At 39.3% G+C, this 25,207-nt stretch carries 24 protein-coding genes, 4 pseudogenes and 1 riboswitch; of the genes and pseudogenes, 16 read left to right on the top strand and 12 right to left on the bottom strand.

The annotated features are described in order from the left end of the window. Window positions 1-32: 32 nt before the first annotated feature. The 3 genes from yegQ to fbaB all read left to right on the top strand — a co-directional run bounded on the left by yegQ (window position 33) and on the right by fbaB (window position 3,842). Window positions 33-1,412 carry a tRNA 5-hydroxyuridine modification protein YegQ gene (gene yegQ, locus M1E93_RS08980; RefSeq protein ID WP_004920692.1) on the top strand — a complete coding sequence of 460 codons (1,380 nt, stop codon included), beginning with the start codon at window positions 33-35 and terminating at the stop codon, window positions 1,410-1,412. Between the two features lie 428 nt (window positions 1,413-1,840). After that, a complete protein-coding gene (yegS, locus tag M1E93_RS08975; RefSeq protein ID WP_004920694.1) occupies window positions 1,841-2,746 on the top strand; it encodes a lipid kinase YegS in 906 nt (301 codons plus the stop codon). 46 nt (window positions 2,747-2,792) lie between these two features. Continuing rightward, complete coding sequence (fbaB, locus tag M1E93_RS08970; RefSeq protein ID WP_036940565.1) at window positions 2,793-3,842, top strand: class I fructose-bisphosphate aldolase; 1,050 nt, start codon at window positions 2,793-2,795, stop codon at window positions 3,840-3,842. Window positions 3,843-3,888: 46 nt separating this feature from the next. Here fbaB and thiD read toward each other — a convergent pair whose 3' ends face one another. After that, on the bottom strand, window positions 3,889-4,686 hold the full coding sequence (gene thiD / locus M1E93_RS08965) for a bifunctional hydroxymethylpyrimidine kinase/phosphomethylpyrimidine kinase (protein WP_004920698.1): 798 nt from the start codon (window positions 4,684-4,686) through the stop codon (window positions 3,889-3,891). Between the two features lie 52 nt (window positions 4,687-4,738). Continuing rightward, window positions 4,739-4,829, bottom strand: a riboswitch (TPP riboswitch). A gap of 274 nt (window positions 4,830-5,103) precedes the next feature. Between thiD and pagP the strand changes: the two genes are divergently transcribed. Beyond that, window positions 5,104-5,679 carry a lipid IV(A) palmitoyltransferase PagP gene (gene pagP / locus M1E93_RS08960; protein ID WP_104873534.1) on the top strand — a complete coding sequence of 192 codons (576 nt, stop codon included), beginning with the start codon at window positions 5,104-5,106 and terminating at the stop codon, window positions 5,677-5,679. A gap of 79 nt (window positions 5,680-5,758) precedes the next feature. On the opposite strand, the gene M1E93_RS08955 is transcribed toward pagP, so the two are convergent. From M1E93_RS08955 to mgrB, 3 genes are all read right to left on the bottom strand, one after another. Continuing rightward, window positions 5,759-6,169, bottom strand: coding sequence for a GFA family protein (locus tag M1E93_RS08955; RefSeq protein WP_036940567.1), 411 nt, complete (start codon window positions 6,167-6,169; stop codon window positions 5,759-5,761). A gap of 52 nt (window positions 6,170-6,221) precedes the next feature. Continuing rightward, window positions 6,222-7,604, bottom strand: a complete 1,383-nt coding sequence (locus M1E93_RS08950; protein WP_004920703.1) for an amino acid permease — start codon at window positions 7,602-7,604, stop codon at window positions 6,222-6,224. A 196-nt stretch (window positions 7,605-7,800) separates the two neighbouring features. Next, window positions 7,801-7,911, bottom strand: coding sequence for a PhoP/PhoQ regulator MgrB (mgrB, locus tag M1E93_RS08945; RefSeq protein WP_376738365.1), 111 nt, complete (start codon window positions 7,909-7,911; stop codon window positions 7,801-7,803). A gap of 623 nt (window positions 7,912-8,534) precedes the next feature. Between mgrB and M1E93_RS08940 the strand changes: the two genes are divergently transcribed. From M1E93_RS08940 to brnQ, 3 genes are all read left to right on the top strand, one after another. Further along, entirely contained in the window at window positions 8,535-8,918 is a 384-nt protein-coding gene (locus M1E93_RS08940; protein WP_104873535.1) for a helix-turn-helix domain-containing protein, read from the top strand. Between the two features lie 262 nt (window positions 8,919-9,180). Further along, window positions 9,181-9,996 carry a sugar-phosphatase gene (gene yidA, locus M1E93_RS08935; RefSeq protein WP_004920710.1) on the top strand — a complete coding sequence of 272 codons (816 nt, stop codon included), beginning with the start codon at window positions 9,181-9,183 and terminating at the stop codon, window positions 9,994-9,996. Window positions 9,997-10,210: 214 nt separating this feature from the next. Beyond that, window positions 10,211-11,542 carry a branched-chain amino acid transport system II carrier protein gene (gene brnQ / locus M1E93_RS08930; RefSeq protein WP_004920713.1) on the top strand — a complete coding sequence of 444 codons (1,332 nt, stop codon included), beginning with the start codon at window positions 10,211-10,213 and terminating at the stop codon, window positions 11,540-11,542. A 26-nt stretch (window positions 11,543-11,568) separates the two neighbouring features. Here the strand turns inward: brnQ and M1E93_RS08925 are convergent. Continuing rightward, window positions 11,569-11,799, bottom strand: a pseudogene (locus M1E93_RS08925) (EamA family transporter); the annotation flags it as partial. 62 nt (window positions 11,800-11,861) lie between these two features. Between M1E93_RS08925 and M1E93_RS08920 the strand changes: the two are divergent. Further along, window positions 11,862-12,667: pseudogene (locus M1E93_RS08920) on the top strand (IS5 family transposase). Window positions 12,668-12,671: 4 nt separating this feature from the next. Here the strand turns inward: M1E93_RS08920 and yddG are convergent. Together yddG and M1E93_RS08910 are read right to left on the bottom strand one after the other, a co-directional pair. After that, window positions 12,672-13,349 (bottom strand): annotated as a pseudogene (gene yddG, locus M1E93_RS08915) (aromatic amino acid DMT transporter YddG); the annotation flags it as partial. Window positions 13,350-13,532: 183 nt separating this feature from the next. Further along, window positions 13,533-14,991: pseudogene (locus M1E93_RS08910) on the bottom strand (alanine/glycine:cation symporter family protein). A gap of 650 nt (window positions 14,992-15,641) precedes the next feature. On the opposite strand from M1E93_RS08910, the gene M1E93_RS08905 reads away from it, so the two are divergent. Beyond that, a complete protein-coding gene (locus M1E93_RS08905) occupies window positions 15,642-15,878 on the top strand; it encodes a DinI-like family protein (protein ID WP_004920724.1) in 237 nt (78 codons plus the stop codon). A 360-nt stretch (window positions 15,879-16,238) separates the two neighbouring features. Then, a complete protein-coding gene (locus M1E93_RS08900; RefSeq protein WP_004920727.1) occupies window positions 16,239-16,613 on the top strand; it encodes a hypothetical protein in 375 nt (124 codons plus the stop codon). A 67-nt stretch (window positions 16,614-16,680) separates the two neighbouring features. On the opposite strand, the gene M1E93_RS08895 is transcribed toward M1E93_RS08900, so the two are convergent. Continuing rightward, complete coding sequence (locus M1E93_RS08895; protein WP_014656135.1) at window positions 16,681-17,055, bottom strand: hypothetical protein; 375 nt, start codon at window positions 17,053-17,055, stop codon at window positions 16,681-16,683. A gap of 336 nt (window positions 17,056-17,391) precedes the next feature. Here M1E93_RS08895 and M1E93_RS08890 point away from each other — a divergent pair, with 336 nt between their 5' ends. Next, window positions 17,392-17,613, top strand: a complete 222-nt coding sequence (locus M1E93_RS08890) for a hypothetical protein (protein WP_004920733.1) — start codon at window positions 17,392-17,394, stop codon at window positions 17,611-17,613. Between the two features lie 306 nt (window positions 17,614-17,919). Then, entirely contained in the window at window positions 17,920-18,276 is a 357-nt protein-coding gene (locus M1E93_RS08885) for a hypothetical protein (protein ID WP_004920739.1), read from the top strand. Window positions 18,277-18,339: 63 nt separating this feature from the next. Here M1E93_RS08885 and M1E93_RS08880 read toward each other — a convergent pair whose 3' ends face one another. Next, entirely contained in the window at window positions 18,340-18,843 is a 504-nt protein-coding gene (locus M1E93_RS08880) for a DUF1543 domain-containing protein (protein WP_014656136.1), read from the bottom strand. A gap of 266 nt (window positions 18,844-19,109) precedes the next feature. Here M1E93_RS08880 and M1E93_RS08875 point away from each other — a divergent pair, with 266 nt between their 5' ends. Continuing rightward, on the top strand, window positions 19,110-20,261 hold the full coding sequence (locus M1E93_RS08875) for a pyridoxal phosphate-dependent aminotransferase (RefSeq protein WP_040133232.1): 1,152 nt from the start codon (window positions 19,110-19,112) through the stop codon (window positions 20,259-20,261). Between the two features lie 51 nt (window positions 20,262-20,312). Here M1E93_RS08875 and M1E93_RS08870 read toward each other — a convergent pair whose 3' ends face one another. Continuing rightward, on the bottom strand, window positions 20,313-20,657 hold the full coding sequence (locus M1E93_RS08870) for a DMT family protein (RefSeq protein WP_036943916.1): 345 nt from the start codon (window positions 20,655-20,657) through the stop codon (window positions 20,313-20,315). Window positions 20,658-20,819: 162 nt separating this feature from the next. On the opposite strand from M1E93_RS08870, the gene M1E93_RS08865 reads away from it, so the two are divergent. Further along, complete coding sequence (locus M1E93_RS08865; protein WP_104873537.1) at window positions 20,820-21,305, top strand: N-acetyltransferase; 486 nt, start codon at window positions 20,820-20,822, stop codon at window positions 21,303-21,305. 127 nt (window positions 21,306-21,432) lie between these two features. Beyond that, complete coding sequence (locus tag M1E93_RS08860; RefSeq protein WP_053109926.1) at window positions 21,433-22,215, top strand: class I SAM-dependent methyltransferase; 783 nt, start codon at window positions 21,433-21,435, stop codon at window positions 22,213-22,215. Here M1E93_RS08860 and M1E93_RS08855 read toward each other — a convergent pair. Next, a complete protein-coding gene (locus M1E93_RS08855) occupies window positions 22,212-22,658 on the bottom strand; it encodes a hypothetical protein (RefSeq protein WP_041704994.1) in 447 nt (148 codons plus the stop codon). The genes M1E93_RS08860 and M1E93_RS08855 overlap by 4 nt on opposite strands. 149 nt (window positions 22,659-22,807) lie before the next feature. Next, window positions 22,808-23,146 (bottom strand): GlpM family protein, encoded by a 339-nt coding sequence (locus M1E93_RS08850; protein WP_004920759.1) that lies wholly within the window; start codon window positions 23,144-23,146, stop codon window positions 22,808-22,810. 331 nt (window positions 23,147-23,477) lie between these two features. On the opposite strand from M1E93_RS08850, the gene M1E93_RS08845 reads away from it, so the two are divergent. Beyond that, window positions 23,478-25,145 (top strand): methyl-accepting chemotaxis protein, encoded by a 1,668-nt coding sequence (locus tag M1E93_RS08845; RefSeq protein WP_004920760.1) that lies wholly within the window; start codon window positions 23,478-23,480, stop codon window positions 25,143-25,145. Window positions 25,146-25,207 lie beyond the last annotated feature (62 nt).

The raw sequence follows: 25,207 nt of genomic DNA, 5'->3' as shown, positions 1-25,207 counted from the left end.
AGTACTGACTTGATATCAGACTGAGAAGCAACATGTTTACACCAGAATTATTATCGCCCGCAGGTTCATTAAAGAACATGCGTTATGCTTTTGCTTATGGCGCAGATGCCGTTTATGCAGGGCAACCTCGTTATAGCCTTCGCGTGCGTAACAACGAATTTAACCACGAAAACCTTGCTAAAGGGATCCAAGAGGCCCACGAACTTGGCAAAAAGTTCTATGTCGTTGTTAACATCGCACCGCATAATGCCAAGCTAAAAACCTTTATTCGCGACCTAACCCCTGTCATTGAAATGGGGCCAGATGCGTTGATCATGTCAGACCCTGGTTTGATTATGATGGTTCGCGAAGCCTTCCCTGACATGGATATTCATTTATCCGTACAAGCAAACGCAGTTAACTGGGCATCGGTAAAATTTTGGAAGCAAATGGGTCTGACTCGCGTCATTTTATCACGTGAGCTTTCACTTGAAGAAATCGCTGAAATTCGTAAACAGGTGCCTGATATTGAATTAGAGGTATTCGTTCACGGTGCACTGTGTATGGCCTACTCTGGCCGTTGCCTACTGTCAGGTTATATCAATAAACGCGACCCAAACCAAGGTACTTGCACCAACGCCTGCCGCTGGGAATATAAAGTTGAAGAAGGCAAAGAAGATGATGTGGGAAATATCGTGCATATGCATGAGCCTATCCCTGTCAAAAACATAGCGCCAACTTTAGGTGAAGGTGCCCCGACCGATAAAGTGTTTATGATCGAAGAGGCTAAACGTCCGGGTGAGTATATGACCGCCTTTGAAGACGAACATGGCACTTATATCATGAACTCCAAAGATTTACGCGCGATAGAACACGTTGAAAACTTGACTAAAATGGGTGTGCACTCCTTAAAAATTGAAGGACGCACAAAATCATTCTATTACTGTGCACGTACAGCACAAGTCTATCGCCGTGCAATTGATGATGCGGTTGCCGGTAAGCCATTCGACCCAACTCTCCTTTCGACCTTAGAAGGCTTAGCTCACCGTGGCTATACCGAAGGCTTTTTACGCCGTCACACCCATGATGCCTATCAAACCTATGAATATGGCTATTCGGTTTCTGAAACTCAGCAATTTGTGGGTGAATTTACGGGTAAACGTGTTAACGGCCTCGCAGAAGTTGACGTCAAAAATAAATTTAGTCTAGGTGATAGCTTAGAATTAATGACTCCAGCTGGAAACATTGTGTTTACCCTTGATGCGCTCCATAACCGTAAAGGGGAAGCCATTGACGTGGCACCGGGCAACGGTCATATTGTTTATCTGCCTGTTCCTGATGATGTTGATCTAAATTTTGGCCTGCTAATACGTAACCTATCAGGCACAACGACTCGCTCACCACATCAAACTGAATCATCAACTACGGCTTAATTTCGTTACGCATTAAGCTAATTGATTATAATGCTAGAATTCATTAATTTAATTGATTGAATTTCTAGCATTTTTTATTTTTCCGTTTCAAACTATCTCAGTATAAAACATCAACTTCAATTGATAATCATTCTCATAAATAGTGTTTTACCGTAAAAATGTATTTAATATCCATTTTTATGCAATAGATCACAACAATTAGCTATTCAATGTCGTATAGTCACAATCGAAAATGAAGAACTAGAAAGTCATAAAATAAGACTAGGAACCACCTCCTTGGCTGGCTCAATCTCCCTTGAGCTAGCCATTTCTTTTTTATCTCCCCTATAGAATGATTTAATCTATCAATGTGATTATTGAATTATTGTCATTTATCCCTCCGTTGTGTCTATACTGTGATCACTGTTGTTATCACTACAAGGATCAAAATGGCTATCGATAAACTTCATCGCGCACTTATCATCCTCAACGGTAAACAATCTGCCAACCCTGAGCTAAGAAAAGCCATCTACCAGCTACGTGAAGAAGGTCATACAATTTTGGTGAGGATCCCATGGGAAACCAGTGAATTACCTACTTTTATTGATGAAGCAATCCGCGAAGGTGCAGAAACAATTATCGCCGGTGGCGGCGATGGCACAATTAACGCTGTAGCCAGTGCGTTAATGCGCTTACCTGAAAAGCAACGCCCCGCGATTGGTATCTTACCGCTAGGTACAGCTAATGATTTTGCTACTGGCGCCAACATCCCTATGGATATCCATGCTGCTTTAGCATTAGCAGTAAAAGGCAAATCAGTGGCGATAGATATTGCTAGAGTCAATCATGATGCTTTTTTTATGAATATGGCCACGGGGGGGTTTGGCACTCGGATCACAACAGAAACGCCGGATGCTCTTAAGTCAGCACTGGGTGGCGCAGCTTATGTTATTAATGGCTTGTTGCGCCCTGACACACTGAAAACCGACACCTGTCGGATTGAAACAGAACATTTTCATTGGGAAGGCGAAACTCTGGTTGTTGCTATCGGTAATGGAATACAGGCGGGTGGTGGACAACAATTAACCCCCGATGCATTAATCGATGATGGTAAATTGAATTTGCTCATCATACCCGCTCGCGATGTGATACCCGCTCTACTGACCAATTTGTTCAGCAATGATAAAAATCAGCATTTAATTGAAAAAACAACTCGTTGGGTAAAAATTTCATCGCCCCATGAAATGGTATTTAATTTGGACGGAGAGCCGCTTTCTGGTGAAACTTTCACCTTTGAATTGCTACCTGAAGCGATCCACTGCCGGTTACCGCCTCAATGTGGCTTGTTATCTTAAATTTTATGATTAACATCCCCTAGACTTTTGTTAAATGGAGGAAGTCATGACTGATATCGCTAAGCTGTTAGGTTCCGAAGCTTCAACTCTTTTAGACCATCGTTGCCAAACTATCCCTCGTGAAAACCTTTATCTGCCTGGCTCAGATTTTGTTGACCGTGTGATGATCGATAATAACCGCCCCAATAGTGTACTTCGTTCAATGCAGACTTTATTTAACCATGGTCGCTTAGCTGGCACCGGTTATCTGTCTATTCTTCCCGTTGACCAAGGCGTTGAACACTCAGCCGCTGCCTCATTTGCTGCCAACCCGCTCTATTTTGACCCTAAAAATATTGTCGAATTAGCGATTGAGGCTGGTTGTAACTGCGTAGCCTCTACCTATGGTGTCTTAGCTGCCGTTTCGCGCCGCTACGCGCATAAAATTCCTTTCTTAGTCAAACTGAACCATAACGAAACCCTCAGTTACCCTACTCAATACGACCAAACCTTATATGCCAGTGTTGAACAAGCGTTTGAAATGGGTGCCGTTGCGGTCGGTGCGACTATCTATTTCGGCTCTCCTGAGTCTCGTCGCCAAATTGAAGAGATTTCTGCGGCATTTGAACGAGCACATGAACTCGGCATGGTAACCGTTCTATGGGCTTATTTACGCAATTCCGCATTTAAAAAAGATGGCGTTGATTACCACGCAAGTGCCGATTTAACGGGGCAAGCAAACCATATCGCGGCAACTATTGGTGCGGATATCGTAAAACAAAAAATGGCTGAAAATAACGGCGGCTATAAAGCGATTGGCTTTGGTCACACCGATGAGCGCGTGTATACCAAACTCACAACCGATAACCCAATCGATCTTGTTCGTTATCAATTAGCGAACTGTTATATGGGTCGTGCAGGTCTTATCAACTCAGGTGGCGCTTCTGGACAAAATGATCTGAGCGAATCAGTACGCACTGCGGTTATCAATAAACGTGCAGGCGGCATGGGGCTCATCTTAGGCCGTAAAGCCTTTAAGAAATCCATGCAAGAAGGTGTGGCATTGATCAATGCCGTACAGGATGTTTACCTCAGTAAAGACGTGACTATCGCTTAATTCGCCTCGCATATGCCCTCATACGAGGGCATTTTCAATCTATTCATTACCACCATGCATGAAAATGGTGAACCGGCCCAATCCCCGACCCCACTTCTAAGCTATCAGCTTGCTCTAACGCCGCTTGTAAATAAGCTTTTGCTTCCGGAACAGTCTGTTGCCAATCCTTAAAGCGTGGCCTTAATGCAGCGAGTGCAGCAGACAATGTACATCCCGTACCGTGTGTATGACGAGTATTCACTCTTGGTGAGGTAAAACGCCATTCACCTTCTGAAGTTATTAACCAATCAGGGCTTTCACTGTCGCTAAGATGCCCCCCTTTCATCAAAACAGCTTGGCACCCCATATCCAGTAATCGATGCCCTTGACTTAACATTTGAGATTCTGTTTTGGCAGTGTGTTCACCTAATAGCGAGGCAGCTTCAGGTAAATTCGGGGTAATCAATGATACCAATGGCAACAGCTTTCGTCTCATTGCATCAACGGCATCAGGCTGTAGTAGAGGATCGCCACTTTTGGCAATCATGACCGTATCTAAAATCACATGAGGGATGTTGTACTGCTCTAAAGCCTGAGCAACGACCGCAATCACCTTCTGATTGAACAGCATGCCAATTTTAGCACTGTCAATGCGTACGTCACTGAGTACGGATTCAAGTTGTGCTGCCACGAACGTCTCAGGGAGTTCATGAACTGATTGAACACCACGGGTATTTTGCGCCACCAACGCCGTCATGACACTCGTGCCATAAGCACCAAGAGCCGAAAAGGTTTTTAAATCTGCTTGGATCCCCGCTCCACCCGATGGGTCTGTTCCCGCGATGGTTAACGCATTGATTCTCATGAAATCTCACTCCTAAGCACAACGTAAGGAGCGGTCTTATTGGAAGGTTTATCATTGACGCTTCCGACTTCCCTACGCTGGCATTATCCAGATCAGGTAATACGGGTGCTTCTCAGTCTTTATCGACGCCCCGAGCCAAAAATACTTATAGAGTATCGCATTTTTCCTTGCTACAAACCAGCCTATCCACCACTTGCTGACGCCTGTTATTCAGGAAAAACCGAATAATATTCGCATTAGTATCTAAATAATTAAGACTATTGCCAATATTAGTAAATATCAATTAATGCTGTTATATCGCACCTAGGTAATCTAAAATAATTAATGAGCACAATCATTTCGTGAGCAGTGATATTTTTGGCTCACTACCTCAATCTACAATATCCAAAACATGCATTAACCTGAGTCGGATTTACCATGAGAGTTAACAAAAAATTGCAGCAAGTTGTAGGGGCATCAGCCTTAATGATGACCACCTTCTGCTTTGCTTCATCCCCTTCTACTGATAAGGAGTCTGAGGGGCTATGGGATAAATTTACCCGAAATGTCAGTACCACTTGGGATTCAAATCAATACGATATCTATGTTCCCGTTTTAACATGGCATAACCGCTTTACTTACGATAAAGAGAAAACCGATAGTTATAACGAAACCCCATGGGGATTTGGGCTAGGTAAATATCGCTATGATGAAGACAATGACTGGCATGCACTATATGCTATGGCATTCATGGACTCTCATAATAAAGTAGAGCCAATCGCGGGCTATGCTTATCAAAAAATGTGGATCCCTGGGGAACTAGACGGTTTTAAAATGGGTGCTGGCTTCACCTTGAGTGTAACCGCGCGTGATGATTATTATTACATCCCGCTGCCACTTCCTCTTCCATTAGTTTCTATGGAGTATGACAGATTAGCACTGCAAGCAACCTATATCCCTGGAACATATAACAACGGTAACGTGCTCTTTGCTTGGTTACGTTGGCAATGGTAATACCAACCTTTTATTAAGCACCTAAAAAAATAGCCAGTCACAACGCTCTGTCACTGGCTATTTTATTGTTTAAATGAAGTTATTCAGCAACTTTCCGATAAGTTAAATACCCGATAACGCCACCACCGCCATCTTTTGGGTGATTTACGCCATCCATCACATTGACTGTCTCGAAATCAAAAGGTGAAACACCCTCTAGGCAAGCCACATTGACCCCATACTGTTCAGGGTTTGAACGTCGTTGATGAAAGGTATAAATGCCACACATTGAGCAGAAAAAGTGGGCGGCTTGGCGTGTATTGAAACGATACTCCGTCAATTTATCTTTGCCTTCGATAATTTCAATACCTGATAACGGAGCAGAGACCGCAATTGCTCCCCTCATACGACAGTAGGAGCAATTGCATCTTCTTGCGGTATTCAATCCATCGGATAGTGTGACTTTGAATTTAACGCTGCCACAGTGGCACTGAGCAAACCGTGTATCCATAGTGTCTCCTATCAATGTATTGAATAATTACACTAATTGATATGAGTGCTAATTAATTAGCTGTCGATGCCTTCTTTTTCGCCATTCCTTGTTTTTTCGCACCTGAGAATTGATAGCCAATCCACAGGACGCCTATCCATAATGGCATAATCAGTACAGAAATTCTCAAACTCTCCATCATCAAAATCACAATCAAGATCAATGCCAAGAAAGCGAGACACAAGTAGTTGCCGAACGGATACCAGATACTTTTAAACTTAGTTTCAATACCTTGCTTGTTCATTTGCGCTCTAAACTTTAAGTTAGAAATACAAATCATAATCCAGTTAATGACTAGCGTTGTCACAACTAATGACATTAAAAATACAAAGGCTTTCCCTTCCATCACAAAATTGATCAAGATACCTACCGAAGTCACAATACCTGAAACAATTAATGCCATAATAGGTACACCACCTTTATTGACTTTCGCCAGAAACTTAGGTGCATTATCTTGTTGAGCAAGGCCAAATAGCATACGGCTGGTACAGTATACGCCGCTGTTATAAACGGACAGCGCCGCTATCAACATAACCACATTTAATGCGTTGGCGACCAGAGCATCACCTAAATTATGGAAGATGATATAGAATGGGCTTGTATCGTTATCTAATTTAACCCATGGGTACAACAGCAATAAAATTAATATCGAGCCTATATAGAAAATCAAGATACGATAAACAACTTGGTTAATCGCTTTAGGAATGCTTTGTTCAGGTTTTTCAGCTTCTGCGGCGGTGATCCCGACTAACTCTAAGCCACCAAATGAAAACATAATAATAGCAAGAGCCATTAATAAACCAAGAAAATCGTTAGCAAAGAAGCCGCCATATTCCCATAGGTTAGACAGCCCAGATTCTGAACCACCTCGCCCACTAAACAGTAAATAACAACCAAAGAGGATCATCGCAACAATTGCAACCACCTTGATTAAGGCAAACCAGAACTCAGTTTCACCATAAGCGCGCACATTAATAAAGTTGACCGCATTTACAACGATAAAAAAGACGATGGCAGAAACCCAAATCGGTAAATCAGGCCACCACCCTTGCATATATTTCCCCGCGGCAGTCAGTTCCGTCATCCCAACGAGGATAAACATAAACCAATAATTCCATCCGGAGAGGAAGCCTGCAAAGCCTCCCCAATACTTAAATGCGAAGTGGCTAAATGAACCTGCAACAGGCTCTTGAACGATCATTTCCCCTAACTGGCGCATGATCAGAAAAGCAATAACCCCACATAATGCATACCCTAACAATACCGAAGGGCCTGCCATTTTGATGGTTGTTGCTATTCCAAGAAACAGCCCTGTGCCAACGGCACCTCCCAAAGCAATCAATTGGATATGCCTATTCTTTAATCCACGCTTTAGCGTTTGCTGCTCTTGCGCCATAACTTTACCCTTATCATCCTATGTACTTGCTTGTTATCTCTATTGATTGAGCTAAGCATACAAGTTTATTTGAATTTTATTATTAACACTACTGAAACACATACTCTGCCCTATCTTGAGCCTTTATCATATTAAATATTGATGTTATCTGATAAAGATGCGCAAGACGCACAGTATGGCGTATTAAAGGATAAAATCAAAACGGTAACAAGTCAGTTATTTGACATATTCCAAATATAAAATTTTCACCACCTTGGTCGCAAAGGCTATCCATGGCTAAAAGATATAAAAAAATACAGGTTATCACGATGCATACACCGATGATCAATTTGTATTTCAACAATACTCTCCCTTAAAAAAACAGCATCATAATTATTAATTATCAATAAATTACGGTAAAGCTAAGATAAACAGAATGATACTATTGGCGAATAGACTATGTTTTGATGCCAAATGTTACCTCAGCCATCAGAATAAAATTTGAGGAAAATAAGCAGTTCATGTCAATTTTCGTCTTTATGCTTATTTTTCCTACTCATTGCCAAAAATTGTGTTTAATTGGCTTTTTTTTCATCAATTTAATCGTAATACCGCACAAGCGGCCTTTGTCATGATCAAATGAAGTTGTGTATACTTCAGCTACCTTATTTAGCCCATTAGCTATTCGTGTTTATTTTTTAGCCTTACCAATAAATACTTAGCTAATCTCTAAATAAATGAAGCTGGGTAGATACGTTTATGCGAGATCGCTGTACCATGCTAAAAGGGGTATAAACTCGCCCTATGGGGTTCGGATGCAATCTGTTTTACTATTGTTTTCTATTACGTGATTGAGGAATAATGCTTTCGTTGACTCAATTCGACAAAACAGATGTATTTTGAACAAAAATCTAACACCAAAAGGTCAACGACCTCAGTAATTGAATCGAGATGCCACAAGACAACCACTTAGCACTTGTTGATGCTCTAAGCAAATGGATCGAAGAACATTTAGGTCGTGTTATCCATTTGGAAGAGCTTGCCGCCTACTCAGGCTACTCCCTCTGGCATATGCAGAAAATCTTTAAGGAAGTCACAGGGATTTCATTAGGTAAATATATTCGCCAACGTCGACTGGCGGGTGCAGTCAACCTATTAAGAAATAGCGATCAGTCTATTTTTGATATCGCCTTAGACTTTGGATTTGGCTCACAATCACATTTTACCTATATGTTTAGGAAGGAATACGGCATTACACCGTTTGATTTCAGACAAAATGTTGATATTGATTTAGATGTAAAGGAGCCACTGCATTTAACCTATAACGGTGAGTGAAGATGCCTTATTTGCGTTGAGGCCCCTCCCCCTACATCACCCAATGCCATAAGCCATTGTCACTTATGCCGTTTTATTTTCTAACTCAGTTAGGTTATCAATAAGCGGCAAAAATCATTTACTTAATCATTTTAAGATCGTGGCGAACGATAAAATGGCTCATGTTGCACCGGTTTCTCGTTATTGCTCTTTTTTAGCTAATTTACATTTTGTGTAAATAGAGTAAGGTATTTCAATAAAACATCATTAACCGGAGGCGTTGATGTCTATCAAACTGGTAGCGATTGATTTAGATGGCACTTTACTCAACTCTCAACACCAAATCACCCCTGCTGTTAAAGAGGCGGTTATTCAGGCAAAAAATAAAGGTGTCCGTGTCGTACTTGCATCTGGGCGGCCATTTTCTGGGATCTTCCCCTACCTTCAAGAACTTGGGCTAGATAATGCATCAGATTATTGCATCAGCAATAATGGTAGTGTGATACATCAAGCCAATGATGGTACCCATTTAATTGAAAACCTTCTCGATTTTGAGGATTACCAATATTTTGTTTCTCTCGCTAACGATGTTGGTGTGCATATGCATGCACTTGCACAAAACACCATGTTCACCGCCAACCGTCACATTAGCCATTACACCGTCCATGATGCTTATTTGACAAATACTCCACTCGTATATTGTCCAGCAAACGAAATGGATCCCAGTCTCAAATTTACTAAAGTGATGATGATAGACCAGCCTGAAAAGCTGAGCGTTGGGATCAGTTATATTCCTGAAGATACTTTTGAAAGTTATTCTCTCATAAAAACCAGTCCTTACTTTTTAGAAATCTCCAGTAAAACGGCAAGTAAAGGCGCAGCACTACAGCTAATTTGTGAAAAACTCGGCATTACACCTGATAAAGTCATGAGTATTGGCGATCAAAATAATGATATACAAATGCTGCAATACGCCAAATTTCCCGTCGCTATGGGAAATGCTATCGATAACGTTCGTGATATTGCAAAATTTGTCACTGCCACCAATAACGAAGACGGTGTCGCCGTTGCGCTAAATAAATTTATTAACCAACAATAATCTTTTTGGCAGTGATATTCACTGCCAATTAATCATATCTTACAGAATCAGACTACTTGTTTACCCATTCCCTTCCCTATTTCCCTACATCCAAAAGCCAAATGGATGACTAAAACCTTACTTAGCTTTCTAAATTTGATACTATCTGCCCCCTTAAAAATACTGTAATACTAAAATATTCATTGCAAAATATACATTACAAACAGGTAGTAACATGTTTTCGACTAAAGATATGGTAATTCTTGGGATGATGGTCTTCGCGCTATTTTTAGGCGCAGGAAACATTATTTTCCCTCCTATGGCAGGCTACCAATCGGGTACAGATTGGTTCAGCACATCGCTTGGCTTTATTATTACGGGTGTTATCCTGCCCTTTATGACTCTGGTTACCGTCGCCGTTAAAGGCCGTGGTGAGCGCCTGTCTGTGGATTTACCTAAGTGGGTTGCTGTCATTTTTTGGGTGGCGCTATACTTAATTGTAGGTTCAACCTTTGCGATGCCAAGGGTGACAAATACGGCTTTTGAAATGGGCTTCATTCCATTAGGTTTCATTGAAAAAAGCACCACCTCACACCTTACCTTTGCCTTGATTTTTAACGTGTGCTCTTTGTTCTTTATGCTTAAACAAGGCACGATGATCAGCGCAATCGGCAAGTTTATGACCCCAGCCTTGCTTATTCTATTGGTTGTGGTCGGGATCGCTGTGGTGGCAGAGCCATTATCTCCGATTAATGCACCAGTAAAACAATATGCCGATTATGCCTTTTTTGGTGGGGTAATTGATGGTTATCAAACCATGGACGTGCTATCTGCCATGGCCTTTGGTGGGATTGTCGCTCGTGCTTTAGCATCAAAAAATATCACTCAGCCTCGCCAAGTGGCTTTTATTACCATCAAAGCAGGCTTAATCTCTGTTAGCTTACTCGCTGCACTCTATATTTGCTTATTCTATCTTGGCGCAACCAGTGAACTTGTAGCCAATACAGCAACCAATGGTGGTCAAATATTCTCACGTTACGTGGATACATTATTCGGCTCAATTGGCACATGGATCATGTGTGGGATTGTCTTATTAGCTAGCATGACAACCCTTGTTGGCGTAACGAGTGCTTGTGCTGACTACTTTGCGACTTTCCACCATCGCTTAGGTTACCGTTTTTGGGTGGTCTTTTTCACATTGCTGACCACCATTGTCTCTACTTTCGGCCTAGACACATTATTAAGAGTGACTATTCCTGCGCTATTAATGATCTACCCATCTTCGGTCACCATTGTATTCCTGCAATTTGCAAGACGTTATATGGCTGCACCAAGAGTCACTTACGGTATTACTATCGCTGTTATCGTCTTTATGAGCCTATTAGATACATTAAATAATATGACGTTGCTAAGTGATAATGTGAAGGGCTTCCTTGTTTCAAACTTACCACTATTTGAACAAGGTATGGGCTGGTTGATACCGGGTGTTATCGCTTTCATAATTTCACTGTTTGTTGGCAACCTCTTTTGCAACAAAACCGTGCAATTAACCGATGAAAAAGCATAATTAATTACCAACGATAGCGCCCTACTTTATTGGGCGCTTTTTACCTTAGATGGCCGCCGAGTTGCAAGAAAGCAGATAATCGACCCAAGAGTTACCATTACCACTCCTTGCCAAAAACCTAATGTCAGCGCAGTGCTTAATAGAATTGACGAAAACGCCGTTGATATGACAGGTGTAAAGTAAGATAACGTACCTAATAAAGCGACATTGCCTCGGATCACAGCGAGCGTCCATAACGCATTCGCACCGCCTGTTGCTAAGAACCTATCCCAAAAGGAATTGTCAGATAATACATAATGATAATTTATGAGGGCAACGTATGGTAGGTAATAAGTGGCAAATCAGTGATGAACTCTGGGAGAAAATGGCTCCTCTCATCCCGGAGCATAGAACTCAACACCCGCTGGGTACGCACCGCAAGCGGGTTGATAATCGCGCTGCAATGAACGCCATTTTCTTCGTACTCAGGACGGGTTGCCAGTGGAATGCGCTAAATGCCACCGGTATATGCTCGTCAAGCTCTGCTCATCGCCGATTTCAGGAGTGGCGGGATGCTGGCGTATTTGAACGCTTCTGGCAAAACGGGTTGCTTGCTTGCGAACAGTTGGACGCTATTGACTGGTCGTGGCTGTCGATGGATGGTTGTATGACCAAATCACCGCTGGCAGGCTCAAAAAAACAGGCAAGAACCCAACAGACCGAGGGAAACGGGGCGTAAAGCGCAGTCTGATGACTGACGGGAACGGGCTTCCGCTTGCACTGGTTGTCGCTGGAGCAAATACGCACGACATAAAGCTGGTTGCGGATACGCTCGATGCCCTCCAGACGGGCAGACCGGGCAAGAGGCTCCGGTTGTGCATGGACAAAGGGTATGAAGCGGAATGGTTGGGAGCGTATCTGAAAAGTCGTCGCTATGAACCTCATATCCAGTCACGGAAGGATGAATCAGAAGCCATCAAAAACACGGATTTTAAGGCCCACCGCTGGGTTGTAGAGAGAACACACAGTTGGATGAATCGCTACCGTCGTGTCCTGACTCGTTGGGAGAAGAAGGTCGAGAATTATGAGGCAATGCTGCATCTTGCCTGTGCCATCATTGTCTGGAATAAAATCCTATTGGGATAGGTTCTAAGGATGCCACTAACAGCAATGTGATACTGTGCCATGAAATATTGAATTGCTTATTAGGTTCAAACACAAAAAGTATCCATAACCCTATCGCAGTGAGTAGAAAAAATAGCACCATTCCATTATGCCCCCCAGAAATACGCTTAGTCACATTGCTATATAACGCCCAGAGGACAGCTCCAATAAAAACGAGTAAATAACTTAATGGGTTACTTGAAATATTATCCGCAATTGCCGCAACTGAAATAGGTTGATCACCCGAAATGACCCATATTAACCCAGCAAATGCTAACAGTAGCCCAATACCAAGCAATAGAGTAAACCGCTGGCGATTAAACAAAACAGCTAATGCTATCGTAAAGCTGGGCCATAAATAATTCACCATCCCTAATTCAATAGCCTGTTGTCGGTCTTTTGCCAACCCCAGAGCTAATACAAAACACATTTCATAACTAACAAAGAGTAATGTTCCCCAAATTAAGTAGCGCTTAGGATAAGCACGAATTTTGGGAAACCCCATAAATACAACCAGAATGGCAGTACCAAGGCTATAAATTAATGCGGCTCCACCAACAGCACCAAAGTTTTCACTCGCACTTCGCACTAAACCAACAATCGTACTCCACAGTAAAATAGAGACTACGCCATAAAATGTTGCTGCATGTTGCCCTAATTTCATTGTTTACTCAATTTAACCATTAGTTTTGAATTTATGAGAAAAACCTTAAAGCTCAGCCTATTAGAAAGCAAGTATTATTGATAACCTTTATTAAATTGAGTGAAAATGGGCTAGCTGACATCGGCGTCAATAAGAGGGAAATAAGAGCCAGCCAGAATGACATGACTCTTATTTTTATGATGATTAAATAGATTTTTGCTTATCCCACTGGGCTACATTTTCCTTATCCCAAATCCCCTCTTCTACCTGCGTTTTTAATTCAGGGTGCTGAGCAATATCAAATGTAGGAATTTTTCCTGCTTTCCTTTGCAAGTTATAATCTTTGGTTAATTTAAACGCGATACCAGACAGTAGCAAGATGGCAATTAAATTAGTAATTGCCATCAGCCCCATCGATAAATCCGCCATTTTCCATATCAATGGCATCTCGGCTAAGGCACCAAACATCACCATGCCTAATGCAGCTAGGCGCAAGATAAGCAAACCTGCGGTGTGATTATTTTCTAAGAATATCATATTGCTCTCTGCGTAAGCATAGTTGGCAATAATTGAAGTGAATGCAAAGAAAAAGATTGCGATTGCGATAAAGGTTGAACCCCAACTTCCCACAACAGATGACAAGGCCTGCTGCGTTAATTCAATTCCGCTGATTTTATCCATTGGGTTTTCAAGTACACCAGACGAGAGAATAATGATCGCCGTCGCACTGCAAATAACAATCGTATCCATAAAAACACCCAACATTTGCACATAACCTTGTGAAGCAGGATGTGGGGGATATGGAGCGGCAGAAGCGGCTGCATTCGGTGCAGACCCCATCCCCGCTTCATTCGAAAATAACCCGCGCTGGATACCTTGAGTCATCGCTTGAGCAACACCGTAACCAATTGCCCCCCCCTGCCGCTTCCTGTAACCCAAAAGCGTTGCGGATAATCATCATAAAGACGTCAGGTAAGCGTTCAATATGATGTCCAAGTACCCAAAATGCTAGCAGTAAATAAGCCAATGCCATAATAGGAACGATTAGCTCAGCAACCTTTGCAATTGATTTTAATCCGCCAAAAATAACAACACCACTCATCACCACAAGCGCAATGCCAACATATAGAGGGTTAAAATCAAATGCTACAGCAGTTGCTTGTGCAATTGAGTTTGCTTGAACGGCATTGAATACCAATCCAAATGCAATAATTAAAAAGATGGAAAATAACACGCCCATCCAACGGCGGTTTAATCCTTTTTGCATATAGTAGGCAGGACCGCCTCGATAATTTCCTTGGTCATCTTTTGTTTTGTACAATTGAGCGAGGGTTGATTCAATAAATGAGGTTGCCATCCCTAACATCGCAACCACCCACATCCAAAAAATGGCTCCAGGGCCTCCTGCCGTTATCGCAATGGCAACACCGGTTAAGTTCCCTGTTCCCACCCGAGCCGCTAAGCTGGTACACAATGCTTGAAAAGACGATATCCCTGCTTTATCGGCTTGATTACTATTTTTTAAAACACCAAACATATGACCAAAATGGCGAAACTGAATAAATCCTGTACGAAGTGTAAAGTAAACACCTACGCCAAGTAATAAATAGATGAGGAGCGACCCCCAAACAATGTCGTTTAGATAATTTACGATTTCTACCAAACCATTCCCCTTACTTTATTATATGTAAATAAAGATCGCTGTATAATTAATGATAATCTTTGTAATGTTTCATCTCACCAAGCACCCTTTCGATTATAAGAAACCAATCCCTAAACGTGCACAATGAAATACAAAACAAAGAGTCATAAAACTATATTTTTTTATCTTCCGTGTAAAACATTTTTTAAGTTTAAATTTTGAGATTGATATTTGTTATATAAATACCTAATATAAAGATGTGTGCTAGATAATATTTTTGATTTAAAATCAACAAATTGCACTCACAACAAGAGTGAACTCATAAAGTTAATCATTTGATTTTATGATATTATCGCTTTATTCACCAACTTGGTTATATAATAATCAAAATCTTATATTATTCCCTTTTATAAATACATATTTCTTTATTATTAATAATTCCTGCTCTACTAATAAAATGAATAATTTAATTTCACCAACATATTCAGTTTATTATTCAATAAATTTATTGCCTTATATTAAGGGTGAATACCCTCAAACTGTTTATTAAATAAGCAAATAGAACATTTAAAAAAACATCGTAAAAAGAATATTGAAAAATGATTATTGCTTCTATTTATACATCACCATAAAATTTACAATTAAATCGAAACCCTATTTAAGGTTAAAAAATGAAAATCACCATTAAAATCTCTGATGATGCTGTATCCCAAAGCCTTTATGACGCATTTGCTTCAGAACTAAGAGCAAGGGTATTAGAAGTTTATCCAGGTAGCGATCTCTATATTATTCATGATACTGGAGCAACTACATTTGAAACTTCTGGTTTTCATGATGACAAAGAAGCTCATATCGTTCTTCATGAATTAGTTGAAGACGTTCTCCATCATGGGCATTGGTCAAAATAATTATTCGCCTATGTTTTAGCCAGCCTTTACTTATATTCATTAAATTAAAGGCTGGTTACTCTCTCCTCCTCCATCTCTCCATAATGGCAATTGCTGATCAAGATCATATTTGTTACAAATAAGCTAATCTTAGTCACAAAACCGCTTTTCTTATTACCGTTGTATGATAAATTATATAACGTAATTTTCATTTACATTGCTTTTGCTCAATATGGCAGCCAGTGTTTTTACTGGCTCTTTTTTTGTTTCAAAATGCGAAATAATACTTAGGACACCCTCTTTTCGGCCTATTCTGCTATAGTCTCTGTCTATTATCCGATAAAGTTAAAATTCATTTAGTGTAAAACTAGAGGTACTGCCATGAAACGTCTTTTACTTGCTGTATGCTTTACACCGATTATCGCACTAGGCGCTAATGAACCACTAAATATTAGCCAAACTGCCATTGATTATTGTGATATTACAGGCCAAACACTCAATGATGCCTATCGTTCAGATAAAAGCAGCAACGAATTAGCAGCAGATGCACTTACTCAGCTAAAAAGTAAAAATGTTGATCTCGCTAAATTAGAGACAAACGAAGCTGATTTACAAAAGAACTTGGCTGTTGTCATTAAAACCATCCGCGATAATAAAGGTAGCTTTAAGAGCCAGGACGAATTCGCGAAATCGCTAAATGACTCAATCTCCGCTTGCAAAATCCAAACTGAGCTTCTGTTGAACAAAACGAAATAAGCATCAATCTATAAAAATGTACCCAGTCTCTATCGAAACTGGGCACATTCTATTATCTCATGAGCTGTTATGGTTGCTCTTTTTGGCATATCGTCTTGATAGAGGCCTGAATGTCCTCGTTATCGCTCAACAATAACTGATTCTTTCCTGAAAATTGCCCGTCACGAATATCAATATTAGCAACAAAAAGTAGTGCACGACCATCATTACCGACCTGATATGTGCCGCATACGCCTACACTTTCACCTTCTTTGTATTGATTCCGCTTAACAACCTTAACGTCATTGAAGTTCACTGGTTGCTGTGAGGCGAGTTTATTTTCGACCAATTGCTGAGCCATTTTTTGAATGTCGGAGTCATGAATTGCTGTAACATATTGATATACAAAGCCAGCAATAATAATCAAAATGACGATAAACAGTTTGGTTTTTATACGTTTCAATACATAATCCTTCTTGGCATTTAGCTAGTCAGACTAATTATAACGATATTAACTTGTTTTATGTGAACAAAATGAGCCAAGTTCGCTAAAATTTGATTTATTGGTGAATACAACAAGCGTGTTCTATAAGCCGTTATTAAGGATATCTTATCTTTTATTAATTAACTTATAATATTGTCAATTTAATTAATTTTTCATTCAATATGATATCCCATCACATTAATTTGATATTTAATTTTTATATTTTTTCATTATTCATTAATAAAAAAAACGTTTTCTAATTTCACTCATAATATTATAATTGAGAAATGATTATCATTTAAATATGGGAATAGAATGAAAGAGAGGATCGTAAAAAATCTTGTTGAGCTTACTTATGGTACTAACAACGATGTAAAAATAGCGGCAATTAATGCTTTAGGTGATTATAAATGTTCAATCGAGCAAGAAGACGCTATTGATAGATTGTTAGTTTTATGTGACGATTATAATAAAGAGATTGCCGTCGCTTCAATTAGTTCATTGAGTAAATTAGCGAAGTTTTTCTCTGATCTATAACGGTAGCATGCCATAACCAATTTAACCCGTACCAATCAACATAAAAATTACTTATAAATCAATTAATTGCAATTGAAAGAAGAAGCGTATTCAAAATACCAATATTTTTATTACGTATTACTGCCTATAAAAAATAAAAATAGTTACTTTATTTTAAAGATCAATACAACTTTTTTTCATTGTGAAGGAAATAAGAGTAGTTAGTGATGAAACTATGATATATCTCTTTATTTAGGTAAATAACATTGAAATAATAAATAAAAGAGCCAAAATAATTATTAGTCGGTACCCAACAGGAGTATAAATATGAATTATTTAAAGCCTCTTTTTATTTCAGCAAGTTTATTTGCCATTAGCTTTTCTTCTTTCGCATATAACGATAATAATTATTGTGATGGTGCTTGGCATAAAAATGGTTATCACAATCAGCAACAATATAATGACCGCCCTTGTGATAATAACCGTCACTACAACGGTTCTGGCCGTCACTATGGTCGCCATAATGGAGCAATGCAATATTCAACGTCAATTCAGACAACTCAGCCAGATGAGACCCTGAAAAAAATTGCAGCTGATGCGCCAAAGGGAGAAAGTGGTAAACAATACGTTGTTCGAGTCTCCGTTATTGAAATTTCAAACAATAATACCCCTCAACAGCGATAAACGAATTAGGGCAGTTAACACTGCCCTACAACTCACATCATCAAACGACCTACGAGATAAAAATCATATACCGATAGGCTGATAGCCTTGCCATTCAGGCTTAAAATGCTCACCGTCTGGCTGAGGGATAAGGTGAATATAATAATTGCCAATTTGATCCAATAAGAGACAATCATCAACATCCTTTAAATTGTCTTTATGCTGCTGTTGGCAATTAACTAATAATGCATTAATCGCTTTTTGCTTTGCTTCCGCCGCCGATTCAGCAACGAATAGATCAAACTCATGCAGTTCGGCCAGAGTAGATGGCTGATACCCTCCAACATTAATAAAGTATAGCCGCTGTGTCGTTAAAGAAGGCTCCTGATGTAGTTCGATTTTAAATCCATCCACCCAATTAATCGTTGCATAGCCGTCGATATGGATCTTATCCTTATCGCCAAACCAAGCTTCCCGCAATGCAGGCCAAGCATCTGTCGGTTTTTCGGCTACAACGAATTGAATATCATGAACTTCTATATTTGACTTCCCTGCATTGCCACCAACATAAAACATAAATAACTTCATTTTATCATCCAAATTATTATACAACCCTCGATATGTAATTCATTATACAACCATTGATGTATGAAAAGAAATTTTTTATCACAACAAACCATAAATTCTGAGTGATTATTTATATTTATCAATATATTAAAGTAATAATTAACCTGTATTTTGCTTAAAGTCCGATCTTAACAAAATGAATAAATAATCACTTGTGATAAATAATTATTTACAACAAATCTATTTTCAGTAATCTAATGATTACTATTTTTTTGCAAGGAAACACCATGGATCGTCGTTCTTTTCTAAAAACAAGCTCAGCCATTATGGGCGGATTAGCTGTAAACTCTCTTTTCAATCAAGCTGTTGCGGAAACAAAAACGCAATTTTTGCTTGATGCGCAACACCCTTTGCTGCTTAATTTTAATGAAAATTCACTCGGCATGTCGCCAAAAGCAAAAGATGCCGTTATTGCCGCTCTACCCGGTTCATTCCGCTATCCTGATGATGCTAGAGCTGACCTAATTGCAGCACTAGGTAAACACTATGCCTTGACCGACAAGCATGTCACATTGGGAAATGGCTCTTCAGAAACCATCCAAGCTGCTGTTGCGATGCTAGCAGCAAAAGCACGCCAACAAAATCAAGGACTTCAACTTATTACGCCCGACCCAACATTCAATTACGCCGAGTTATATACTCAATCATTTGCAGGTAAAATCACTAAAGTTCCGTTAAAAGAAGATTTGTCATTCGACCTAAAAAAAATGGAACAACTTGCTGATGAATTTGATGGGTTATCAATCATTTATATTTGTAACCCAAATAACCCAACGGCGATGATCACACCAGCAAGCGAATTAAGCGAATGGATGCATAAATCTTCAGATAAACAATTCTTCATCGTAGACGAAGCCTACGCTGAATTCGTTGAAGACCCGAAATTTATCAGTGCCATTGAGCTTGTGAAACAGGGTAAAAATAACCTTGTTGTCACTCGCACCTTTTCAAAGATTTTTGCGTTAGCAGGACTGCGTGTTGGTTACGGTATCGCAACCCCTGAAGTTATTGCTGCCATTGATGCGTTTTTACCTTTAGATAATACCAATACGGCTGGCGCCGTTGCCGCTCTTGCTTCTTTGCAGGATAAATCATTTATTGCATATAGTCTGAAATCCAATAACTTATCTAGAAAAATCGTTGAAACCGCATTAGATGAACTCGGTATTACCTATGCCCCTTCACAAGCGAATTTTATCTTTCATAAAGTTAAAGGTGATGTCAAAACATACCAAAAAAGAATGGCCGATGCGCACATTATGGTTGGACGTGAATTTCCACCAGCAATGGGTTGGAGCCGTTTAACGCTAGGAACCCCCGAAGAAATGGAGCAATTTGTTATTGTATTAAAACAGTTCCGCGAGAAAGGTTGGGTATAATCGCTCGTCTCTCCCCTATATTTAAGACAGGGGAGAGACATATTTAAGCCCTTAAAATGGGCCTTTGAAGATAAAAAAGGCGCCCGCAAAGATCAAAATAAAGCCAATAATATGGTTTATCGAAATACTCTCCCCAAGATAAAGCACAGAAAACACCACAAAGACACAAAGTGTGATAACTTCCTGCATCGTTTTTAATTCAGCTGCACTATAATATTGATGCCCTAGCCGATTGGCTGGAACCGCAAAGCAATATTCTACAAATGCAATTAACCAACTGAAAAAAATGATGCTATACAGTGGCTTATCTGTAAACTTTAAGTGTCCATACCATGCAAACATCATAAAAACATTCGAAATCACTAATAATAAAATAGGATAAGATTTAGCAAGCATTTTGGTTAACGTTGAGCAGATAATTTTGACCATTATGAGATCAAAACAAATAAAATTCATTAGAATTTATTTTTCACTCTCACTATCGACACTGCGGATCCTTATTGGTAAAACCACCTGCTATATTCATCAATAAATGAAGAGATTTTGAGGAATCGTATTATGATCCAGTACCGATTAATGGAAATAACGGATTGTGAAAAAGTTGCCCAATTGTTGCAAATTAACGCACAATCACAAGGTGGTGGGTTATTAGGTGAGTACCCTTTAGGTAAAGTTAAAGGGATGTTTGCTAGCGCAAGTCATACCGTTGTAGCCTATGAAAATGAACATATTGTTGGCGTCGTTTTTAGTTTTAGCCCTCTCGCTAAAGCCCTCCCTGCATTGGCGCAATATATCACCCAACACTTTGCCCCCATTATAGAAAATAATTGGTTTTACGGTCCCGTATGTATTGATACTGCATATCGAGGGAAAAGTATTCTTAAATCCCTGTATGACACGATATGTGCTAAACAGACCGGTCAACCCGTCGCATTTATTAATAGTAGTAACATACGCTCTTTAAAAGCACATCAGAAATTAGGTATGCAGAAAATTGCTGAATTTACCTTCGAGCATGTTCTCTACTATTTAGTTAAACCATAAACCATCATAGCGCTACAGTTCCATTTTCCACAATACCCCCATCAAATGTACCAATTAGTACATTTTTGTTTTCATTCCTCGTTTCTTACGTTACATTAGTAAAATAATGTTTTGAGGAGTTCTTTTTATGACTGATTTTTTAGCTGCTAATCAAAAAGCATGGGATAAGCAAGCTTTACTGCAACAGCCTTGGTCAATTCCCGTTGACTCTCCGACCATTGCAAAAGCAAAACAAGGTGAATGGCAAGTTCATTTGACGCCTTCGCCATTACCTAAAGCGTGGCTTGGCGATATAAAAGGGAAAAAAATTCTATGTCTAGCCTCAGCAGGAGGGCAACAAGCCCCTGTTTTATCTGCTGCTGGTGCTGATGTCACTGTTTTTGACCTATCAGATAAACAATTAGAACAAGATAGACAAGTTGCTATTCGTGAGAATTTAAAACTAGAAACTATCCAAGGTGATATGCGAGATCTACACGTATTCCCAGATAACCACTTTGATCTCATTTTCCACCCTATTTCTAATCTTTATATACCGGATGTAAATCCTGTTTGGCGTGAATGTCATCGTGTTTTAAATACACATGGCAGACTACTATCCAGCTTTTTTAACCCAATCGTTTTTGTCGGTGACCGTGACCCACAATATAAGGAGCAACAAATAATTAAGCCGACTTATAAAATGCCTTTTTCTGAAATAGAGGCATTAACCCAGGAACAAATCCACTTGAAACAGCAAAATCAAGAAGCTTTTGTTTTTGGTCATTCATTAACCGATTTAATTGGTGGACAAATAAAGGCCGGTTTTCAGCTCGCTGGGTTTTATGAAGATTGGCAACCTAACCCTCGATTTGTTATTGACCATTACCTGCCGACTTTTTTAGCGACATTTGCGATTAAAACCGCCTAGTCATTTAGAAATGATGAAAGCTGATTTTTTGATAAATCAGCCTGCTTGTTTGGCTGGCAATATTTTTCCCATACAAATTCAAATTGTTCTATTGGGATAATGTCATCAATTTCTTCAACAAAAGGAATGGATACCATCGTGTTACCTGACGCATTTTTATGGGAGCGCACGATAAACCGTTTAAAGCCATAGGGTAACTCATTTTTAAACCCAAATACTTCACCACAATAATAACCCGTTTCTTCACCATCCTGGGTTTTATTCAGCACATGGTAATTAACATTTCGATACTTAGCCGCCGTTGGGTAAGCGAGAAAATCTTCTACTGAGTTTTCAATTTTCTTTTTAGTGTCGAATTCTGATACTTGAGCGATATTCGTCATAATACCCGCAATATAAGCACCACCAACCATAAGCAACAGAACTAGGCTTCTTAATAACATTTTTACCACAGCGATTTTTTATAAAACGTACCTAATTACTATATTGAAATTGTAACAAAATGCGACAAATAAGTGAGCGCAGAATGAATTATTTACATTAAAATATAATTATTCCTGATAAGGAGACATATAACACTGTCTTTTGTGAATTATTGATACATTCTCCAGAGGTAGATCAATATCGCCGCTGAGAGACACCAGACAACCGTCGCAGACCCTAAACAAAACCACGCTGAAAATTTTGTGGCGAGCCAATAGACTGTCAGTAAATACAATAGATATGGAATTAATGACCATATACCAAATAATGCGGTCTTACGTAGTGCTAATGCTCCCTGCTCTTGAACAATGATCACATGGGCGATCAAGGCAAATGTTGGGAACAAAGGTACTAAACCTGCTATATAAAATGTCTTACTTTTTGATAGTAAAGCAATAATTAAAACGGCTAATGCCCCTAATGAACACTTTAAGAACAATGAAAGCATAGTGGTATCTTATTATTTAATAACATTAACAGTTATATTATCTCTAAATATAAAAAAGTAATCAGTTATTTTTTTGCTTAGGTATATTGCTGTGCCGCCAAAAAATAATCATTATGAAACAATAAGTTAATTTCAATTCCCTCGATTAATCCCTCGTTATATTTCGGTTAGCATTCAGTTTGAATATAAAGTATACGCATTTCCTGCCGATACCATTAGGGAATACCTACACCTGACTTCTGTATGACCACCATAAGGTGTGTAGCAAATCACTTAGCGATTTGATCATCACCTTATATCAAATAAGTCGTTTATTTGTACGTGTTGAAACATGTTACCGACAGTATGTAAGGAAATAATAATGATGTTCGCGACTTCACAAAAAACTGATTCCCCTTTTTCCCGGTTCTCATTTTCAGGTCTTAAAACAACAACTCTCATTTGGATATTATCTGGATTACTGATCCTACTATTACTCTCTTCATGTTGGTTATTTTTTAGTTATCTTAAAAATTATCAAACGGCACTAGAAAGACTAGATGATATTTATCAAGAGCAGTCTGCACTAAATGATACATGGCAATCTCTTTTACAGGCTCGAAATACCTTAAATAGAGCCAGCTCAAGACATTTGTTAGTGATAAACAAAATGCAAACTGCTAATACTGATATTGATAGTTTAGTTCAACAATTTCAGGAGAAGATGAATAAAACCGAATCACAATGGGCAACTTTTACAGAATTAACACAAAATAAAAACGAATTAGCATTTAATGAGTTACAACAAAGCTATACTCAATTACATTCAGCGTTAATGGAACTATCTCTATTTTTAGTTCAAGGAAAAACTTATGAATTCTTAAATCAACCTACACAAGGTTTTCAAGATACTTTCGAACAAAATTTCAATTATTATCATCAGCAGTTAAATCAGGGTTATCATGATATCACCGCGGCAAGCGAAGAATTGTATCGCAAAAGTCTGATTGGTATTATCGCGGTGATCATTAGCCTAACATTGGTAACCTTACTCGTACGTTTAGTTCTACAACATTTATTTATTCGCCCTCTTAATCAAGTCATTGATGGCATAGAAAAAGTCAGTCAAGGGGTCCTTCACCATCATTTTGACAATAAAGGGTTAGCAGAAATTAAACTGTTGAAACAGCATGTTTCGAATATGCAGAGTAAGTTAATTAATATCGTCAAAAATATCTATTCTAATACCCATACTATCAAAGATGAGATCGGTGATATCACTCAAATGAATCAGGACCTATCTATTCGTGCAGATCAACAAGCTGCTGCTATTGTGGAAACGGCTGCAAGTATAGAGGAATTAGATTCATCCTTTAAACTTAATAGCGCCCATACTCATGAATCCTGCCAACTAATGGCACAGAACGGCATTACTATTGATAAGAGTAGTGAACTTATTTCTGACGTCGTTGAGAACATGGATGATATCGTCGATTTCTCTAAAGAGATCAGCAAAATCACATCAACCATTGATAATATTGCCTTTCAAACTAATTTATTGGCTTTAAATGCCGCAGTAGAGGCCGCCCGAGTTGGCGAGCATGGCAAAGGTTTTGCTGTTGTTGCAAATGAGGTACGTGAGCTGTCGATGAGCTGTAATCAAGCATCTAAAGAAATCAAAGTGCTGATTGATAATTCAAATGAAAAAATTCATCACTGCTTCCAATTAGCCGCTGATGCTAACGATAATATTGTGGCTATCGCAAGAAGTACCGCTAATATTAATGAAATGATACAGAACATCTCGCATGCGTCTAATGAGCAGACTCATGGTGTTGGACAAATCCATATTGCAATTAATGAACTCGATAACACCACCCAAGCGAATGCGGCAATGACGAAAGAATTGCAAGGTTCATTACAATCCTTAAAAACTCAGTCTGAATTACTTGAGGAGATCATTGCGACCTTTCACATTGAACCTACCTCTACGCCAACCAAATCGCATAACCAAGAATAAGCCATACTCGTCCAAACAAGGTAGTTACTCAGTAACTGCCTTTACGACTGTCTAGAAAAGCA

The organism is Providencia sp. PROV272, assembly GCF_049901975.1.
In the GTDB taxonomy this organism is placed as follows: domain Bacteria; phylum Pseudomonadota; class Gammaproteobacteria; order Enterobacterales; family Enterobacteriaceae; genus Providencia; species Providencia stuartii.
The sequence above is the reverse complement of the archived record's forward strand: the minus strand, read 5'-3'. Positions and strand labels throughout refer to the sequence as shown.

What these genes read in the sequence shown, in the direction of transcription:
- yegQ (WP_004920692.1), top strand. Translation starts at nt 33, where the DNA reads ATGTTTACACCAGAATTATTATCGCCCGCAGGTTCATTAAAGAACATG.
- yegS (WP_004920694.1), top strand. Translation starts at nt 1,841, where the DNA reads ATGGCTATCGATAAACTTCATCGCGCACTTATCATCCTCAACGGTAAA.
- fbaB (WP_036940565.1), top strand. Translation starts at nt 2,793, where the DNA reads ATGACTGATATCGCTAAGCTGTTAGGTTCCGAAGCTTCAACTCTTTTA.
- thiD (WP_004920698.1), bottom strand. Translation starts at nt 4,686, where the DNA reads ATGAGAATCAATGCGTTAACCATCGCGGGAACAGACCCATCGGGTGGA.
- pagP (WP_104873534.1), top strand. Translation starts at nt 5,104, where the DNA reads ATGAGAGTTAACAAAAAATTGCAGCAAGTTGTAGGGGCATCAGCCTTA.
- M1E93_RS08955 (WP_036940567.1), bottom strand. Translation starts at nt 6,169, where the DNA reads ATGGATACACGGTTTGCTCAGTGCCACTGTGGCAGCGTTAAATTCAAA.
- M1E93_RS08950 (WP_004920703.1), bottom strand. Translation starts at nt 7,604, where the DNA reads ATGGCGCAAGAGCAGCAAACGCTAAAGCGTGGATTAAAGAATAGGCAT.
- M1E93_RS08940 (WP_104873535.1), top strand. Translation starts at nt 8,535, where the DNA reads ATGCCACAAGACAACCACTTAGCACTTGTTGATGCTCTAAGCAAATGG.
- yidA (WP_004920710.1), top strand. Translation starts at nt 9,181, where the DNA reads ATGTCTATCAAACTGGTAGCGATTGATTTAGATGGCACTTTACTCAAC.
- brnQ (WP_004920713.1), top strand. Translation starts at nt 10,211, where the DNA reads ATGTTTTCGACTAAAGATATGGTAATTCTTGGGATGATGGTCTTCGCG.
- M1E93_RS08905 (WP_004920724.1), top strand. Translation starts at nt 15,642, where the DNA reads ATGAAAATCACCATTAAAATCTCTGATGATGCTGTATCCCAAAGCCTT.
- M1E93_RS08900 (WP_004920727.1), top strand. Translation starts at nt 16,239, where the DNA reads ATGAAACGTCTTTTACTTGCTGTATGCTTTACACCGATTATCGCACTA.
- M1E93_RS08890 (WP_004920733.1), top strand. Translation starts at nt 17,392, where the DNA reads ATGAAAGAGAGGATCGTAAAAAATCTTGTTGAGCTTACTTATGGTACT.
- M1E93_RS08885 (WP_004920739.1), top strand. Translation starts at nt 17,920, where the DNA reads ATGAATTATTTAAAGCCTCTTTTTATTTCAGCAAGTTTATTTGCCATT.
- M1E93_RS08880 (WP_014656136.1), bottom strand. Translation starts at nt 18,843, where the DNA reads ATGAAGTTATTTATGTTTTATGTTGGTGGCAATGCAGGGAAGTCAAAT.
- M1E93_RS08875 (WP_040133232.1), top strand. Translation starts at nt 19,110, where the DNA reads ATGGATCGTCGTTCTTTTCTAAAAACAAGCTCAGCCATTATGGGCGGA.
- M1E93_RS08870 (WP_036943916.1), bottom strand. Translation starts at nt 20,657, where the DNA reads ATGCTTGCTAAATCTTATCCTATTTTATTATTAGTGATTTCGAATGTT.
- M1E93_RS08865 (WP_104873537.1), top strand. Translation starts at nt 20,820, where the DNA reads ATGATCCAGTACCGATTAATGGAAATAACGGATTGTGAAAAAGTTGCC.
- M1E93_RS08860 (WP_053109926.1), top strand. Translation starts at nt 21,433, where the DNA reads ATGACTGATTTTTTAGCTGCTAATCAAAAAGCATGGGATAAGCAAGCT.
- M1E93_RS08855 (WP_041704994.1), bottom strand. Translation starts at nt 22,658, where the DNA reads ATGTTATTAAGAAGCCTAGTTCTGTTGCTTATGGTTGGTGGTGCTTAT.
- M1E93_RS08850 (WP_004920759.1), bottom strand. Translation starts at nt 23,146, where the DNA reads ATGCTTTCATTGTTCTTAAAGTGTTCATTAGGGGCATTAGCCGTTTTA.
- M1E93_RS08845 (WP_004920760.1), top strand. Translation starts at nt 23,478, where the DNA reads ATGTTACCGACAGTATGTAAGGAAATAATAATGATGTTCGCGACTTCA.